At 53.4% G+C, this 14316-nt stretch carries 15 protein-coding genes and 2 pseudogenes; 8 read left to right on the forward strand and 9 right to left on the reverse strand.

Annotated features, from left to right (window positions below):
- A pseudogene (locus tag QZF50_RS19045) lies at positions 1–816 on the reverse strand (ABC transporter permease); the annotation flags it as partial.
- Positions 813–1499 carry a putative ABC transporter ATP-binding protein YbbA gene (gene ybbA, locus QZF50_RS19050; RefSeq protein ID WP_001110573.1) on the reverse strand — a complete coding sequence of 229 codons (687 nt, stop codon included), beginning with the start codon at positions 1497–1499 and terminating at the stop codon, positions 813–815. The gene ybbA and the pseudogene QZF50_RS19045, both read right to left, overlap by 4 nt.
- On the opposite strand from ybbA, the gene tesA reads away from it, so the two are divergent.
- From tesA to cnoX, 3 genes are read left to right on the forward strand one after another with little or no spacing between them, the layout of a single operon-like run.
- Positions 1470–2093 (forward strand): multifunctional acyl-CoA thioesterase I/protease I/lysophospholipase L1, encoded by a 624-nt coding sequence (tesA, locus tag QZF50_RS19055; protein ID WP_001295836.1) that lies wholly within the window; start codon positions 1470–1472, stop codon positions 2091–2093. The two genes, ybbA and tesA, sit on opposite strands and share 30 nt — an antisense overlap.
- The gene (gene ybbO / locus QZF50_RS19060) at positions 2083–2892 is read left to right on the forward strand and encodes an NADP(+)-dependent aldehyde reductase (RefSeq protein ID WP_000148941.1); all 810 of its coding nucleotides are present in this window, start codon (positions 2083–2085) and stop codon (positions 2890–2892) included. The genes tesA and ybbO overlap by 11 nt, the downstream gene beginning before the upstream one ends.
- A gap of 60 nt (positions 2893–2952) precedes the next feature.
- A complete protein-coding gene (gene cnoX, locus QZF50_RS19065) occupies positions 2953–3807 on the forward strand; it encodes a chaperedoxin (RefSeq protein ID WP_001295322.1) in 855 nt (284 codons plus the stop codon).
- Positions 3808–3869: 62 nt separating this feature from the next.
- On the opposite strand, the gene fetB is transcribed toward cnoX, so the two are convergent.
- Entirely contained in the window at positions 3870–4649 is a 780-nt protein-coding gene (gene fetB, locus QZF50_RS19070; protein ID WP_001297299.1) for an iron export ABC transporter permease subunit FetB, read from the reverse strand.
- The gene (fetA, locus tag QZF50_RS19075) at positions 4636–5313 is read right to left on the reverse strand and encodes an iron ABC transporter ATP-binding protein FetA (RefSeq protein WP_001157535.1); all 678 of its coding nucleotides are present in this window, start codon (positions 5311–5313) and stop codon (positions 4636–4638) included. Before fetA ends, fetB begins: the two co-directional genes overlap by 14 nt.
- 145 nt (positions 5314–5458) lie before the next feature.
- Here fetA and QZF50_RS19080 point away from each other — a divergent pair, with 145 nt between their 5' ends.
- Positions 5459–6376: an SPFH domain-containing protein gene (locus tag QZF50_RS19080; RefSeq protein ID WP_000904502.1), complete on the forward strand. Its 918-nt coding sequence runs from the start codon at positions 5459–5461 to the stop codon at positions 6374–6376.
- Positions 6373–6831 (forward strand): NfeD family protein, encoded by a 459-nt coding sequence (locus QZF50_RS19085; RefSeq protein ID WP_000970323.1) that lies wholly within the window; start codon positions 6373–6375, stop codon positions 6829–6831. Before QZF50_RS19080 ends, QZF50_RS19085 begins: the two co-directional genes overlap by 4 nt.
- Here the strand turns inward: QZF50_RS19085 and cueR are convergent, their stop codons facing one another.
- The 4 genes and pseudogenes from cueR to glsA form a co-directional block, all read right to left on the reverse strand.
- Positions 6832–7239, reverse strand: a complete 408-nt coding sequence (gene cueR / locus QZF50_RS19090; RefSeq protein WP_001026747.1) for a Cu(I)-responsive transcriptional regulator — start codon at positions 7237–7239, stop codon at positions 6832–6834.
- Positions 7236–7333 (reverse strand): annotated as a pseudogene (locus QZF50_RS19095) (hypothetical protein); the annotation flags it as partial. The pseudogene QZF50_RS19095 and the gene cueR, both read right to left, overlap by 4 nt.
- Before the next feature lie 30 nt (positions 7334–7363).
- Entirely contained in the window at positions 7364–8656 is a 1293-nt protein-coding gene (locus QZF50_RS19100) for an APC family permease (protein WP_000982172.1), read from the reverse strand.
- A gap of 2 nt (positions 8657–8658) precedes the next feature.
- Entirely contained in the window at positions 8659–9591 is a 933-nt protein-coding gene (gene glsA / locus QZF50_RS19105; protein WP_000883016.1) for a glutaminase A, read from the reverse strand.
- A gap of 261 nt (positions 9592–9852) precedes the next feature.
- Here glsA and copA point away from each other — a divergent pair, with 261 nt between their 5' ends.
- A complete protein-coding gene (gene copA / locus QZF50_RS19110) occupies positions 9853–12357 on the forward strand; it encodes a copper-exporting P-type ATPase CopA (protein WP_000078266.1) in 2505 nt (834 codons plus the stop codon).
- A gap of 113 nt (positions 12358–12470) precedes the next feature.
- Here copA and QZF50_RS19115 read toward each other — a convergent pair whose 3' ends face one another.
- Entirely contained in the window at positions 12471–12812 is a 342-nt protein-coding gene (locus QZF50_RS19115; RefSeq protein WP_001361120.1) for a HigA family addiction module antitoxin, read from the reverse strand.
- A gap of 137 nt (positions 12813–12949) precedes the next feature.
- Between QZF50_RS19115 and QZF50_RS19120 the strand changes: the two genes are divergently transcribed.
- Entirely contained in the window at positions 12950–13744 is a 795-nt protein-coding gene (locus tag QZF50_RS19120) for a TraB/GumN family protein (RefSeq protein WP_000365183.1), read from the forward strand.
- A gap of 203 nt (positions 13745–13947) precedes the next feature.
- Positions 13948–14316 (forward strand): Cys-tRNA(Pro)/Cys-tRNA(Cys) deacylase YbaK (gene ybaK / locus QZF50_RS19125; RefSeq protein WP_290388950.1); only part of this gene is annotated, 369 nt, incomplete at its 3' end.

Consider the following 14316-nt stretch of genomic DNA (forward strand, 5'->3'; position numbering starts at 1 on the left):
ATCGTAGCGACTGCGACAGTAATGATTCATCGCTACCGCCACTGCTGCCACTGCCAGCAGCAAGGTCAGAAGCGCCGAAAGCAGCAGGAACTGTTGCGAGCGTTCCATCGATCGCCCCAGCGCGCCTTCGTCCTGTTCCAGACCGTACCAGCGTTGTTCGGGTTTAAGCTGGGGTAACAACCATTTCTCATAGCCGTCGAGCTGGTTCTCGTTGCCGCCGAATTTATAACGCCAGGTGACCCGACTCCCCGGCTGCACGGCTCCGGTTTTATCGACATCCGCCAGATTCATCATCAGACGCGGAGCCATCTGGAAGGGGTTAAAACCGGAATCCGGTTCCTGAATCACTTCTCCGGCAATCCGCAAGGTGGCATCGCCCACGTCAATGGTGTCGCCCGTTTTCAGGTTAAGCAGCGCCATCAGGCGTGGGGCCAGCAATACGCTGCCCGCCTGCGGTTTCAGGCCAGGGGGATTAGTTTGCAGATCGCCATACATCGGGTAGATATCATCCACCGCTTTGACGTTCGCCAGCTGCGGTGTGTCGCCTGCAAATGTCATGGTGGCGAAAGTCAGCTGCTTGCCGACTTTCAGGCCGCGCTTTTGCGCTTCCTCCAGCCATGCTTGCGGCACTTCGCGCGAACTGCGCAACGCCCGATCGCCCGCCATAAACTCCCGGCTTTGTTGGCTTAAGCCCTTCTCCATGCGATCGCTGATATTGCCCAGCGCCAGCACGCAGGCCACCGCCAGGCTTAGCGCCAGCCAGACAATTAATAGCGACGGCGAACGCCATTCGCGCCAGAACCAACGTGCAATCATGCTTCCTCCTGCAACTGCCCGTTCACCAGCCGTAAGCAGCGGTCGCAGCGTGCCGCCAGTTGCAGGTCGTGGGTCACCATAATCAACGTGGTGCCATGTTCACGGTTGAGGGAAAACAGCAGGTCGGCAATTTTATCGCCCGTCTGGCGGTCAAGGTTGCCGGTGGGTTCGTCGGCAAACAGCACATCAGGTCGACCATTAAAGGCTCGTGCCAGCGCCACTCGTTGCTGTTCACCGCCGGAAAGCTGTGCCGGAAGATGATCCAGACGTTTACCCAGCCCTAACTGTTCGAGCAACGCTTTCGCCCCGTTACGACTTTCCGCGCTACTCTCACCGCGCAGCAGAGCCGGAAGCTCGACGTTTTCCAGCGCGTTAAGGGTAGGAATTAACATAAATGACTGAAAAACAAAGCCGACGTGCTTCGCGCGCAACTTTGCCCGCGCTTCTTCGTCCATATTATGTAGCGGTTGTCCCACCAGACTCACTTCGCCACTGCTGCCGTCATCAAGCCCGGCGAGGATCGCCAGCAAGGTTGACTTACCCGATCCCGACTCGCCCACCAGTGCGATGGTCTCGCCACGTTTGACAACCAGCTCAACTCCGGTGAGGATGGAGAGTTCATGCTCCCCCTGACCGACGGACTTCTTAAGATGATGAACTTCAACAATGTTTTCCGCTGGCATTTGCCCTTCCTGTTCCTGGTCCTGTTAACCTTCCGTGCCGCCGCAGCGGACACGTTATTGATTCTGGGTGATAGCCTGAGCGCCGGGTATCGAATGTCTGCCAGCGCGGCCTGGCCTGCCTTGTTGAATGATAAGTGGCAGAGTAAAACGTCGGTAGTTAATGCCAGCATCAGCGGCGACACCTCGCAACAAGGACTGGCACGCCTTCCGGCTCTGCTGAAACAGCATCAGCCGCGTTGGGTGCTGGTTGAACTGGGCGGCAATGACGGTTTGCGTGGTTTTCAGCCACAGCAAACCGAGCAAACGCTGCGCCAGATTTTGCAGGATGTCAAAGCCGCCAACGCTGAACCATTGTTAATGCAAATACGTCTGCCTGCAAACTATGGTCGCCGTTATAATGAAGCCTTTAGCGCCATTTACCCCAAACTCGCCAAAGAGTTTGATGTTCCGCTGCTGCCCTTTTTTATGGAAGAGGTCTACCTCAAGCCACAATGGATGCAGGATGACGGTATTCATCCCAACCGCGACGCCCAGCCGTTTATTGCCGACTGGATGGCGAAGCAGTTGCAGCCTTTAGTAAATCATGACTCATAAAGCAACGGAGATCCTGACAGGTAAAGTTATGCAAAAATCGGTCTTAATTACCGGATGTTCCAGTGGAATTGGCCTGGAAAGCGCGCTCGAATTAAAACGCCAGGGTTTTCATGTGCTGGCAGGTTGCCGAAAACCGGATGATGTTGAGCGTATGAACAACATGGGATTTACCGGCGTGTTGATCGATCTGGATTCACCAGAAAGTGTTGATCGCGCAGCAGACGAGGTGATCGCCCTGACCGATAATTGTCTGTATGGGATCTTTAACAATGCCGGATTCGGCATGTATGGCCCCCTTTCCACCATCAGCCGTGCGCAGATGGAACAGCAGTTTTCCGCCAACTTTTTCGGCGCACACCAGCTCACCATGCGCCTGTTACCCGCGATGTTACCGCACGGTGAAGGGCGTATTGTGATGACATCATCGGTGATGGGATTAATCTCCACGCCGGGTCGTGGCGCTTACGCGGCCAGTAAATATGCGCTGGAGGCGTGGTCAGACGCACTGCGCATGGAGCTGCGCCACAGCGGAATTAAAGTCAGCCTGATCGAACCCGGTCCCATTCGTACTCGCTTCACCGACAACGTCAACCAGACGCAAAGTGATAAACCAGTCGAAAATCCCGGCATCGCCGCCCGCTTTACGTTGGGACCGGAAGCGGTGGTGGACAAAGTACGCCATGCTTTTATTAGCGAGAAGCCGAAGATGCGCTATCCGGTAACGCTGGTGACCTGGGCAGTAATGGTGCTCAAGCGCCTGCTGCCGGGGCGCGTGATGGACAAAATATTGCAGGGGTGAGTTGAAGCGCGCGCTTAAGCCCCCATGTCAAAGAAAATATCGACAACAGAGAGCGACTCCATGTCCGTAGAAAATATTGTCAACATTAACGAATCTAACCTGCAACAGGTTCTTGAACAGTCGATGACCACTCCGGTGCTGTTCTATTTTTGGTCTGAACGTAGCCAGCACTGTTTGCAGTTAACCCCGATCCTGGAAAGCCTCGCGGCGCAGTACAACGGGCAATTTATTCTGGCGAAGCTGGACTGTGACGCGGAGCAGATGATTGCCGCCCAGTTTGGTCTGCGCGCGATTCCGACCGTGTATCTGTTCCAGAACGGGCAACCGGTAGATGGCTTCCAGGGGCCGCAACCGGAAGAGGCGATCCGCGCCCTGCTGGATAAAGTGCTGCCGCGCGAAGAAGAGCTGAAAGCGCAGCAGGCGATGCAACTGATGCAGGAAGGCAATTACACCGATGCCCTGCCATTGCTGAAAGACGCCTGGCAGTTGTCGAATCAGAACGGGGAGATCGGCCTGCTGCTGGCAGAAACGCTGATTGCGCTGAACCGTTCTGAAGATGCGGAAGCGGTGCTGAAAACCATTCCGTTGCAGGATCAGGACACCCGCTACCAGGGGCTGGTGGCGCAAATCGAACTGCTGAAGCAGGCGGCTGATACGCCGGAAATTCAACAGTTGCAACAGCAGGTGGCGGAGAATCCAGAAGATGCCGCACTGGCGACGCAACTGGCTCTGCAACTGCACCAGGTTGGGCGCAATGAAGAGGCGCTGGAGTTGCTGTTCGGGCATCTGCGTAAAGATCTCACCGCCGCAGACGGTCAGACGCGTAAAACGTTCCAGGAGATCCTCGCTGCGCTGGGTACGGGTGATGCACTGGCGTCGAAGTATCGCCGCCAGCTGTATGCATTGTTGTATTGATATTCCGTTGATCGGCACATGAACCACAACGCCGGATGCGATGCTGCGCATCCGGCATCGCATCATTTCTTCTTCAATTGCGTCACCACCAACTGGTGGCGCGAATTATAAAACTTACGATAGGTTAAATAGCAGGCAATAATGGTCGACAAGCTGGCGGTTGAGAGCAGCATAAAGGTCACCATAATCTGATATTTAATCGCCTTCACCGGATCAATCCCGGCAAATATCAGCCCGGACATCATTCCTGGTAAACTCACTAAGCCAACCGTTTTTGCTGAATCGACCGTCGGAATTAAAGCCGCGCGAATACTGTCGCGAATCAATATCGCTGAAGCCTGCTTCGGCGTCGCACCAAGACTCAGTTTCTCCTGAATCTGTTGCTGTTCGCTAATGACCCGTTGCCCTAAATTGTTGTAACACAACCCCACCGCTACCATGGCGTTACCGGCAATCATCCCGGCGATAGGGATCACCTGCATCGGGATAAATTCAATCGACCCAGAGAGAATCAGCACCGCCAGGGTAATTCCCGCCCCGACCGTAATGGCAATAAACGATGAGATAAAAGCTTTAGCAATATATTTACTGCGTTTTTGCGCGTTCCACGCCGCATTAAAGCAGATAAATAACACCATCAATAATGTCAGGCTGGCATCATCCACGCTGAAAATATACTTCAGCACATAGCCGACAATAATCAGCTGAATTATCGCTCGCCCGACGCTCCAGAAAATATCTTTCTCCAGCGCCAGTTTTTCTTTATGGCTAATTAAGATTGCCACCACCACCAGCATTAATGCCAGTGCCAATGATTCGTTAGTAATATTATGCGAGTTCATAGCGTGCTTCCTGCATTTCTCCGGCATGCGGTTGCAGTGTAATCACTTTATCCGCATGATTAATTTCGTCTTTATCGTGTGTCACCCACAGCACGGCAATATTTTGCTCGCGCACATAACGATGGATCATCTCATTAACGTTATGTTTATTACTTTCATCCAGCGCACTGGTGATTTCATCCAGCAATAAAACCTTCGGCATAAATTGCAGGTTACGAATCAGTGAGATGCGTTGTTTTTCACCACCAGATAGCTCGGCGATATTTTTCGTCAAAATGCTGTCCGGCAAAGCGAAGCGTTCGAGAAAATCGAGAAAAATGGCCGGGTCAGGCTGCTGGTTACGGATCTGCCAGGGAAAGATCAGATTATCGTATACCGTATCGCCAAACAGCGTCGGCGTCTGGGCGCAGTAAGAGACTTGCTGGCGGTAGATTTCTGGCTTTAGTGTGCTGACATCCTCACCTTCAAACAGTAACGTTCCGCTGGTTGGGCTGATCAATGAAGCAACTATTTTTAGCAGCGTACTTTTGCCACAACCGGAAGGACCGGTAATTAACTTAAATTCGCCAGCACGCAGCGAAAAATTGATGTTATTAAGAATCTTCGCATCACCCGCCAGATATCCTACGTTTTGTAGCTGAAGCAAAGGACTATTTTCCTGCATCACTGTTCCCTTTTTCTGATTTTTACTAAAAACAGTTTATCCTTCGCAGGAATAAGGGGGAACTCTCTTTCAGTAATCAGGTATAATTTGTTTAATCAAGCAGCAATTTTGCTGATTATGGACGGTACAACAGGAGGTTTTTCCGATGCTTATCTTTATCCCGATTCTCATTTTTGTCGCGCTGGTCATTGTCGGCGCGGGCGTCAAAATCGTGCCGCAGGGCTATCAATGGACGGTAGAACGTTTTGGTCGCTATACCAAAACGTTACAGCCGGGGCTCAGTCTGGTGGTGCCGTTTATGGATCGCATTGGTCGCAAGATCAATATGATGGAGCAAGTGCTCGATATCCCTTCCCAGGAAGTTATCTCGAAAGATAACGCCAACGTTACCATCGACGCAGTCTGTTTTATTCAGGTGATTGACGCGCCGCGCGCGGCTTATGAAGTCAGCAATCTGGAGCTGGCGATCATCAACCTGACCATGACTAACATCCGTACCGTGTTGGGTTCAATGGAACTTGACGAAATGCTCTCTCAGCGCGACAGCATCAACTCACGCCTGCTGCGTATTGTCGATGAAGCCACCAACCCGTGGGGGATTAAAGTCACCCGTATTGAAATTCGCGACGTGCGCCCACCGGCAGAGCTTATCTCTTCAATGAACGCGCAGATGAAAGCGGAACGTACCAAACGCGCTTACATTCTTGAAGCGGAAGGGATCCGTCAGGCGGAAATCCTCAAAGCCGAAGGTGAAAAACAGTCGCAAATCCTGAAAGCGGAAGGCGAACGTCAGTCGGCGTTTTTACAGGCTGAAGCGCGTGAACGTTCCGCCGAAGCAGAAGCCCGCGCCACCAAAATGGTGTCTGAAGCTATCGCCTCCGGTGATATTCAGGCGGTGAACTACTTCGTAGCGCAGAAATACACCGAAGCGTTACAGCAGATCGGTTCCTCCAGTAACAGCAAAGTAGTGATGATGCCATTAGAGGCCAGCAGCCTGATGGGGTCGATTGCCGGGATTGCCGAGCTGGTGAAAGACAGCGCCAACAAACGGACTCAGCCATGATGGAGTTAATGGTCGTTCATCCACATATTTTCTGGCTCAGTCTCGGCGGTTTGCTGCTGGCAGCCGAGATGCTGGGCGGAAATGGTTATTTGTTGTGGAGCGGCGTGGCAGCGGTGATTACCGGCCTGGTGGTCTGGCTGGTGCCGCTGGGTTGGGAGTGGCAAGGGGTAATGTTTGCCATCCTGACGCTGCTCGCCGCCTGGCTGTGGTGGAAATGGTTGTCGCGGCGGGTGCGCGAACAAAAGCACAGCGATAGTCATTTAAACCAGCGCGGGCAGCAGCTGATTGGCCGACGTTTTGTGCTGGAATCTCCGCTGGTCAACGGGCGCGGTCATATGCGCGTCGGTGACAGTTCATGGCCTGTCAGCGCCAGCGAGGATCTCGGTGCAGGTACGCATGTTGAAGTCATTGCGATAGAAGGGATAACCCTACATATCCGAGCCGTCTCGTCTTAATCACCCTGCCCGATGATGACAGCAGCCGGAGAGATTTTCGATAATCGGGCAGTCGGCGCTGTCATCGCCAGGGCAGGCATTCGCCAGTGCCAGCAGCTGGTCGCGCATGGATTGCAGCTCCTCAATGTGTCGTTCGATCTCCGCCACCTTCTCCAGCGTGCGCCGTTTGACGTCGGCGCTGTGCCGCTGCGGGTCGTTAAACAGATTCACCAGCTCGCCGCTCTCTTCCAGGTTAAAGCCCACCTGCCGTGCCTGGCGCAGTAAGGTCAGTTCGTTGAGATGCTGCTGCGTGTAGGTGCGATAACCGTTTTCGCTGCGCATCGGCGGCGTCACCAGCCCCTTCTCTTCATAGAAGCGAATGGCTTTGCTGGTCAGGCCGGTAATTTTTGCTACATCGCTGATGTTCATCGTTCGCGCAACGCCTCCTGTGCTTTGTTAAAGGGTTTCAACAGATATTCAAGCACGTTTTTTTGCCAGTGCGAATATCGACCGCCACCACAATAATACAGGAAGTACTGCGCACAGAGAGATGTTATACGGTTTTATTGCGCTTCATGACCATTGCCACAATAAGGCTGAGTAAGAGTGAGCCAATAATCCATATCAACGCACGGCTACCCTGGGACCACAGACTGTAGATAAAGCCAACGATCACCAACAACATCACCAACGTACCAACGATAAGAATCGGCAACGAGGCGTGAATATCATGACGCAGGCGGATCGCCACCACAAACACCGCCAGGTAGCAAATCAAAAAGGTGGCGCTGGCAACACTGGCGAGTGAGCCTAAATTTAGCGCCGCCGTCATCAGCATAATCAACACCACGACAATGATGTTGCCCCAGGTACTCTGCCGCCACAGGGATTTATTCATTAGCTTCGGCAGTTCGCGTTCGCTGCCCATGTTGTCCATGATGTTAAACACGGCGAACAGGTTCGCGTTAATGGCTGAAGCCGTCGCCAGTAAAGCGCCGATGACGACGATCACATAACCCACATGTCCGAGCAGCGGAGAAGCAGCCTGCGCTACGGCGGTATCGGCATATTTTTCTAACTCTAATGCCGATACATCGCTAAGCAAAACCAGTGCCAGCGAGATATAAAGCAACGTGGTAACGCCAATCGCCACCAGAAACGCCCGCGGCATAATGACCTGCGGATCTTTCACTTTATCCGCCGCGTTCGCCATCATGCCAAAGCCCGCATAGGCAAGGAAGGTTATCCCGATACAGGAGAAGAACGCACCGGAGCTGGGGGGCGCAGAGACGGAAATATGCGCCGGTTGCAGCGACCAGACACCGGCAATAATCAGCAATAACAGGATCATCATTTTAATGCCGACGAGGATCACTTCCAGCCGCCCTACCGCATGGTTGCTTAAGGAGTTGAAAAGCGTCATCACCGCAATGATCCCCAACGCGTAGAGCAAAATAAGGTGCTCCTCCTGGCTGCCTTCATGCAAAAACTGCACGGCATAAGCGCCAAAAGCACGGGCGACCATGGCGATGCTCACCGCCAGCGTCAACAGGTACAGTAACGAGAGCGCCAGCGAAAAGACGCCGTTGCCTAATCCGCGACGAAAGAAGTCGATAATGCCGCCATTGCTGGGATAGCTCGCCCCCAGACGCGCATAGGCATAACCGGAAAACATCGCCACAATACCGCCAAAAGCAAAGGCGACCCAGGTCGAGGCTTCCATTAGCAACGCAGCCTGCCCCAGCAGCGCGAAGATCCCCGCCCCCACCATTGCCCCAATACCGATGGAAACGACATTCCATAGACCGAGGGGTTTGTTACCGTTATTACCTTCCGTGTTCATCATGATCAGCCCTTAAACACGTTATAGCCGAGTTGCTTAGCGACCGATGCCACCATTTTTTGACCGCGAACACTGTTGCCTTCTTCGTCCAGCGGTGGTGAGAACGCGGCAATTCCCATCACACCAGGGACGACCGCCAGAATACCGCCACCTACACCGCTTTTGCCCGGTAAACCAACGCGATATGCCCAGTCACCGGAGCGACCATACAGCCCTTCCATCATCATTTCGGCCAGAATGTACGGCACGTTATCGGCCTGAAGAACGCGTTTATGCGTCAGCGGATTCACTCCCCCCGCCGCCAGCGTCGCGCCAAGTGTTGCCAGTTCAACAGTATTGAGGAGCGTGGAGCACTGACGGGTGTACACGTCACAGGCTTCCATTGCATCACAATAGAGATATCCGGCGGAGTACAGCAGCCAGGCAATGGCCCGGTTATGGAAGTTGGTTGTTTGTTCCGACTGGTTGACTTCGTCAGAGAGCGCTACCTGCTCACCAGCCAGTTGCTGTTGGATATGTAAAATTCGCTGCCAGCGTTGTTCAACATTTTCAGCGTTAATCAGGCTGGTGGTGGCAATGGCGCCAGCATTTACCAGTGGCGAAAGCGGTTTGCCGCCATGCAACTCTAAGGCGATAACTGAGTTAAAGGGCAATCCGGTCGGGTCAGCGCCAATTTTGTCCTGTACCGCCTGCGGGCCGACATCCTCTAACGCAAGGGCTAACGTACAGACTTTCGAGATGGATTCCAGCGCAAAGCGGTAATCACTGTCACCCGCACTATAGACCTTGCCATCGCAGGTCACGATAGCCACTGCCGCCAGTTGACCAGGCACATTCGCCAGAAAGGGAATGTAGTCGGCATTTTGACCGCCGTTAAGTGAGTGAAATTGGGTGTAAGCCTGATCCACTGCCTGCTGTAATTTGTTTGCATCTAACATCTTTTGTTAACTCCTTTTTATAGATGCGGGAGGTAATTCCTCACCCCGGTGCCGATTTTGAGGCATCCTGATTTAACTTAGCACCCGCAACTTAACTACAGGAAAACAAAGAGATAAATGTCTAATCCTGATGCAAATTGAGCCAATTTTTTAATCTTTACGGACTTTTACTCGCCTGGTTTATTAATTTCTTGACCTTCCCCTTGCTGGAAGGTTTAACCTTTATCACAGCCAGTCAAAACTGTCTTAAAGGAGTGTTTTATGTCACAAATTATCGACCTGACCCTGGACGGCCTGTCCTGCGGTCACTGCGTTAAACGCGTGAAAGAAAGTCTCGAACAGCGCCCGGATGTGGAACAAGCGGATGTGTCTATCACTGAAGCGCACGTTACCGGGACTGCCAGTGCAGAACAGCTGATCGAAACCATCAAACAAGCGGGTTATGACGCATCTGTAAGCCACCCAAAGGCTAAACCGCTGGCGGAGTCATCAATCCCGTCGGAAGCACTGACAGCGGTTTCTGAGGCGCTTCCGGCAGCGACCGCCGATGACGATGACAGCCAGCAGTTGCTGCTGAGCGGCATGAGCTGCGCCAGCTGTGTCACCCGCGTACAAAATGCGCTGCAAAGCGTACCGGGCGTCACTCAGGCACGGGTAAACCTGGCGGAGCGTACTGCGCTGGTGATGGGCAGTGCCTCCCCACAAGATTTAGTGCAGGCGGTGGAAAAAGCGGGCTACGGTGCGGAAGCGATTGAAGATGACGCTAAACGCCGCGAGCGCCAGCAAGAAACCGCCGTAGCTACGATGAAGCGCTTCCGCTGGCAGGCAATTGTTGCACTGGCTGTGGGTATCCCGGTAATGGTCTGGGGGATGATCGGCGATAACATGATGGTCACCGCTGACAACCGCAGCTTGTGGTTAGTTATCGGCCTGATAACCCTGGCAGTGATGGTTTTCGCCGGCGGCCATTTTTACCGCAGTGCATGGAAAAGCCTGCTGAACGGTGCAGCGACGATGGATACGCTGGTGGCGCTGGGAACGGGTGTGGCGTGGCTCTATTCGATGAGCGTCAACCTGTGGCCGCAGTGGTTCCCGATGGAAGCGCGGCATCTTTACTATGAAGCCAGTGCGATGATTATCGGTCTGATTAATCTCGGCCATATGCTGGAAGCGCGCGCACGTCAGCGTTCTTCTAAGGCGCTGGAGAAATTACTCGATTTAACCCCACCGACGGCGCGCCTGGTTACTGACGAAGGTGAAAAAAGCGTGCCTCTGGCGGAAGTGCAGCCAGGTATGTTGCTGCGCCTGACGACCGGCGATCGCGTGCCGGTAGATGGCGAGATTACCCAGGGCGAAGCATGGCTGGATGAAGCGATGCTGACGGGCGAACCAATCCCGCAGCAAAAAGGCGAAGGCGAAAGCGTCCATGCCGGGACAGTGGTACAGGACGGTAGCGTGCTGTTTCGTGCCAGTGCGGTTGGCAGCCATACCACGCTGTCACGGATCATTCGCATGGTGCGCCAGGCCCAGAGCAGCAAGCCAGAAATCGGTCAGCTGGCGGATAAAATCTCAGCCGTATTTGTACCTGTGGTGGTGGTGATTGCGCTGGTCAGTGCGGCAATCTGGTACTTCTTTGGTCCGGCACCGCAAATTGTTTATACCCTGGTGATTGCCACCACGGTACTGATTATCGCCTGTCCGTGTGCGCTGGGGCTGGCGACGCCGATGTCGATTATTTCCGGCGTCGGGCGGGCGGCTGAGTTTGGCGTGCTGGTGCGGGACGCCGACGCGCTGCAACGCGCCAGTACACTCGATACCGTCGTGTTCGATAAAACCGGGACGCTGACCGAAGGGAAGCCGCAGGTTGTCGCAGTGAAAACGTTTGCTGATGTTGATGAAGCGCAGGCATTGCGTCTGGCGGCGGCACTGGAGCAAGGTTCCAGCCATCCGCTGGCACGGGCGATCCTCGATAAAGCAGGTGATATGCAGCTGCCGCAGGTCAACGGTTTCCGCACATTGCGCGGGCTGGGCGTGAGCGGTGAAGCTGAAGGTCATGCGTTATTGCTGGGCAATCAGGCGCTGTTAAATGACCAGCAAGTCGATACTAAAGCGATTGAAGCCGATATTTCAGCTGAGGCATCGCAAGGAGCAACGCCTGTGCTGCTGGCGATTGACGGGAAAGCAGTAGCCCTGCTGGCTGTACGCGATCCGTTGCGTAGTGATAGCGTGGCGGCGCTGCAACGCCTGCATAAAGCGGGATATCGTCTGGTGATGTTGACCGGGGATAACCCAACCACCGCCAATGCGATCGCCAAAGAAGCAGGGATTGATGAGGTGATCGCCGGAGTGTTGCCGGACGGTAAAGCCGAAGCGATCAAACATCTGCAAAGTGAAGGACGTCAGGTGGCAATGGTGGGCGACGGCATTAACGACGCGCCAGCGCTGGCCCAGGCGGATGTCGGTATTGCGATGGGGGGCGGCAGTGATGTTGCCATTGAAACCGCGGCGATTACCCTGATGCGCCATAGCCTGATGGGCGTTGCGGATGCGCTCGCTATTTCCCGCGCAACGCTGCGCAACATGAAACAGAACCTGCTCGGCGCGTTTATCTACAACAGTATCGGTATTCCGGTCGCCGCCGGTATTTTGTGGCCGTTTACTGGAACACTGCTTAACCCGGTAGTTGCCGGAGCGGCAATGGCGCTCTCGTCGATTACCGTAGTGAGTAACGCCAACCGGTTGCTGCGGTTTAAACCGAAGGAATAAGTACGTCATTGCGGATGCGCTGCTTTAGGGTGGCACATTTGGCATCGACGCATGACTGCCGGATGCGGCGTAAACGCCTTATCCGGCCTACGAGATGAAGCGATGTTTTGGCCTTACGCGACCTTTTTTGCACGCTCTTCACGGCGTGCCAAATATTCAGCCACTGTTTCAATCCGTCCCAATTCTTCCTGGGTGCGCATGTTGTTTTCAACTTCCCAAAAATCAACTGCCGCCTGGAGGTTTAGCCTAAAATCGACTGTGGTATCAAAAACTTTCGCCAGACGGAATGCCATCTCAGTGGTGAGTTTACGATTGTTATTGATCAGTGCACTGACGCTATTACGATGAACATGCAGCAACTCTGCTAACTCATTGATTTTCAAATCGAGCGGTTCCAGATATTCATAGAGAAGAATATCTCCGGGTGTCGTCGGTTTTCTTGTTGCCTGTTTCATGGTTTTTAACTGTTGCTTCCCTGTGAATAGCGATGCAAGAACATACTGAATCATACAAACACATTAAACAAGTCCCCAACTCCATTTGCGCCATCCCTCACCGCGCGCTAGCATGATATTTCACAAAGGGAGGTCGTATGGATCTGTTGTACCGGGTAAAAACGCTTTGGGCCGCGCTGCGCGGTAATCATTACACCTGGCCTGCCATCGATATCACCCTTCCCGGCAATCGCCATTTTCATCTGATTGGCAGTATTCATATGGGTAGCCACGATATGGCTCCCCTGCCCACCCGTTTGCTCAAAAAGCTCAAAAACGCCGATGCGCTGATCGTCGAGGCGGATGTTTCCACCAGCGATACGCCTTTTGCTAATTTGCCTACTTGCGAGGCGCTGGAAGAGCGCATTAACGAGGAGCAACTCCAAAATCTGCAGCACATTAGCCAGGAGATGGGCATTTCTCCGTCGCTCTTTTCTACTCAACCGCTGTGGCAAATCGCGATGGTTCTTCAGGCGACGCAGGCACAAAAACTGGGGCTGCGGGCAGAATACGGTATCGATTACCAGTTATTGCAGGCGGCGAAGCAACAACATAAACCCGTGATTGAACTGGAAGGGGCTGAAAACCAGATTACCATGTTGCTCCAGCTCCCTGACAAAGGACTGGCGCTGCTGGACGATACGCTGACCCACTGGCATACCAACGCACGGTTGCTGCAACAAATGATGAGCTGGTGGCTGAATGCGCCGCCGCAAAATAATGAAATAACGCTGCCCAATACGTTCAGTCAGTCGCTGTACGATGTGCTGATGCATCAGCGAAATCTCGCCTGGCGGGATAAATTACGCGCCATGCCGCCGGGGCGATATGTGGTCGCGGTCGGTGCACTACACCTGTATGGAGAAGGGAATTTGCCGCAAATGTTGCGCTAAAAAAATGGCCAATATCGCTATTGGCCCGTCAAAGAGGAATTTCATTTTTTTATTATTATGCCGTCACTTTAAGCGACGGTGTAACTCGATTGTCGCTCAATCTCACCATCCTGCCAATACTCTTAGGCAAGATGACTCTTTTTTTTGGACCGCCATCAGGCGTATGCTTGCTTCGTTTTTTTGTTTAAGGCAGGAAAATTACCATGACACCCGCAGTTAAATTACTCGAAAAAAACAAGATTTCGTTTCAAATCCATACCTACGAGCACGATCCGGCTGAAACCAATTTTGGCGATGAAGTCGTCAAAAAATTAGGTTTGAATCCGGATCAGGTCTACAAAACGCTGCTGGTGGCAGTGAACGGTGATATGAAACATCTGGCAGTGGCCGTTACGCCGGTTGCAGGTCAACTGGATCTTAAAAAAGTAGCAAAAGCGCTGGGTGCCAAGAAAGTTGAGATGGCCGATCCGATGGTCGCGCAGCGTTCGACGGGATACCTGGTTGGGGGGATTAGCCCACTGGGGCAGAAAAAACGTCTGCCAACGATTATCGACGCCCCCGCACAAGAATTT

Origin of the sequence: uncultured Escherichia sp. (assembly GCF_948475835.1) — a bacterium.
Classification (GTDB): domain Bacteria; phylum Pseudomonadota; class Gammaproteobacteria; order Enterobacterales; family Enterobacteriaceae; genus ECMA0423.

Bases quoted from the DNA above. Each gene is read 5' to 3' on its own strand.
- fetA (WP_001157535.1), bottom strand. From the start codon at position 5,313: ATGCAGGAAAATAGTCCTTTGCTTCAGCTACAAAACGTAGGATATCTG.
- ybbO (WP_000148941.1), top strand. From the start codon at position 2,083: ATGACTCATAAAGCAACGGAGATCCTGACAGGTAAAGTTATGCAAAAA.
- fetB (WP_001297299.1), bottom strand. From the start codon at position 4,649: ATGAACTCGCATAATATTACTAACGAATCATTGGCACTGGCATTAATG.
- ybbA (WP_001110573.1), bottom strand. From the start codon at position 1,499: ATGCCAGCGGAAAACATTGTTGAAGTTCATCATCTTAAGAAGTCCGTC.
- QZF50_RS19085 (WP_000970323.1), top strand. From the start codon at position 6,373: ATGATGGAGTTAATGGTCGTTCATCCACATATTTTCTGGCTCAGTCTC.
- glsA (WP_000883016.1), bottom strand. From the start codon at position 9,591: ATGTTAGATGCAAACAAATTACAGCAGGCAGTGGATCAGGCTTACACC.
- cueR (WP_001026747.1), bottom strand. From the start codon at position 7,239: ATGAACATCAGCGATGTAGCAAAAATTACCGGCCTGACCAGCAAAGCC.
- cnoX (WP_001295322.1), top strand. From the start codon at position 2,953: ATGTCCGTAGAAAATATTGTCAACATTAACGAATCTAACCTGCAACAG.
- QZF50_RS19100 (WP_000982172.1), bottom strand. From the start codon at position 8,656: ATGATGAACACGGAAGGTAATAACGGTAACAAACCCCTCGGTCTATGG.
- QZF50_RS19080 (WP_000904502.1), top strand. From the start codon at position 5,459: ATGCTTATCTTTATCCCGATTCTCATTTTTGTCGCGCTGGTCATTGTC.
- tesA (WP_001295836.1), top strand. From the start codon at position 1,470: ATGAACTTCAACAATGTTTTCCGCTGGCATTTGCCCTTCCTGTTCCTG.
- QZF50_RS19120 (WP_000365183.1), top strand. From the start codon at position 12,950: ATGGATCTGTTGTACCGGGTAAAAACGCTTTGGGCCGCGCTGCGCGGT.
- QZF50_RS19115 (WP_001361120.1), bottom strand. From the start codon at position 12,812: ATGAAACAGGCAACAAGAAAACCGACGACACCCGGAGATATTCTTCTC.
- copA (WP_000078266.1), top strand. From the start codon at position 9,853: ATGTCACAAATTATCGACCTGACCCTGGACGGCCTGTCCTGCGGTCAC.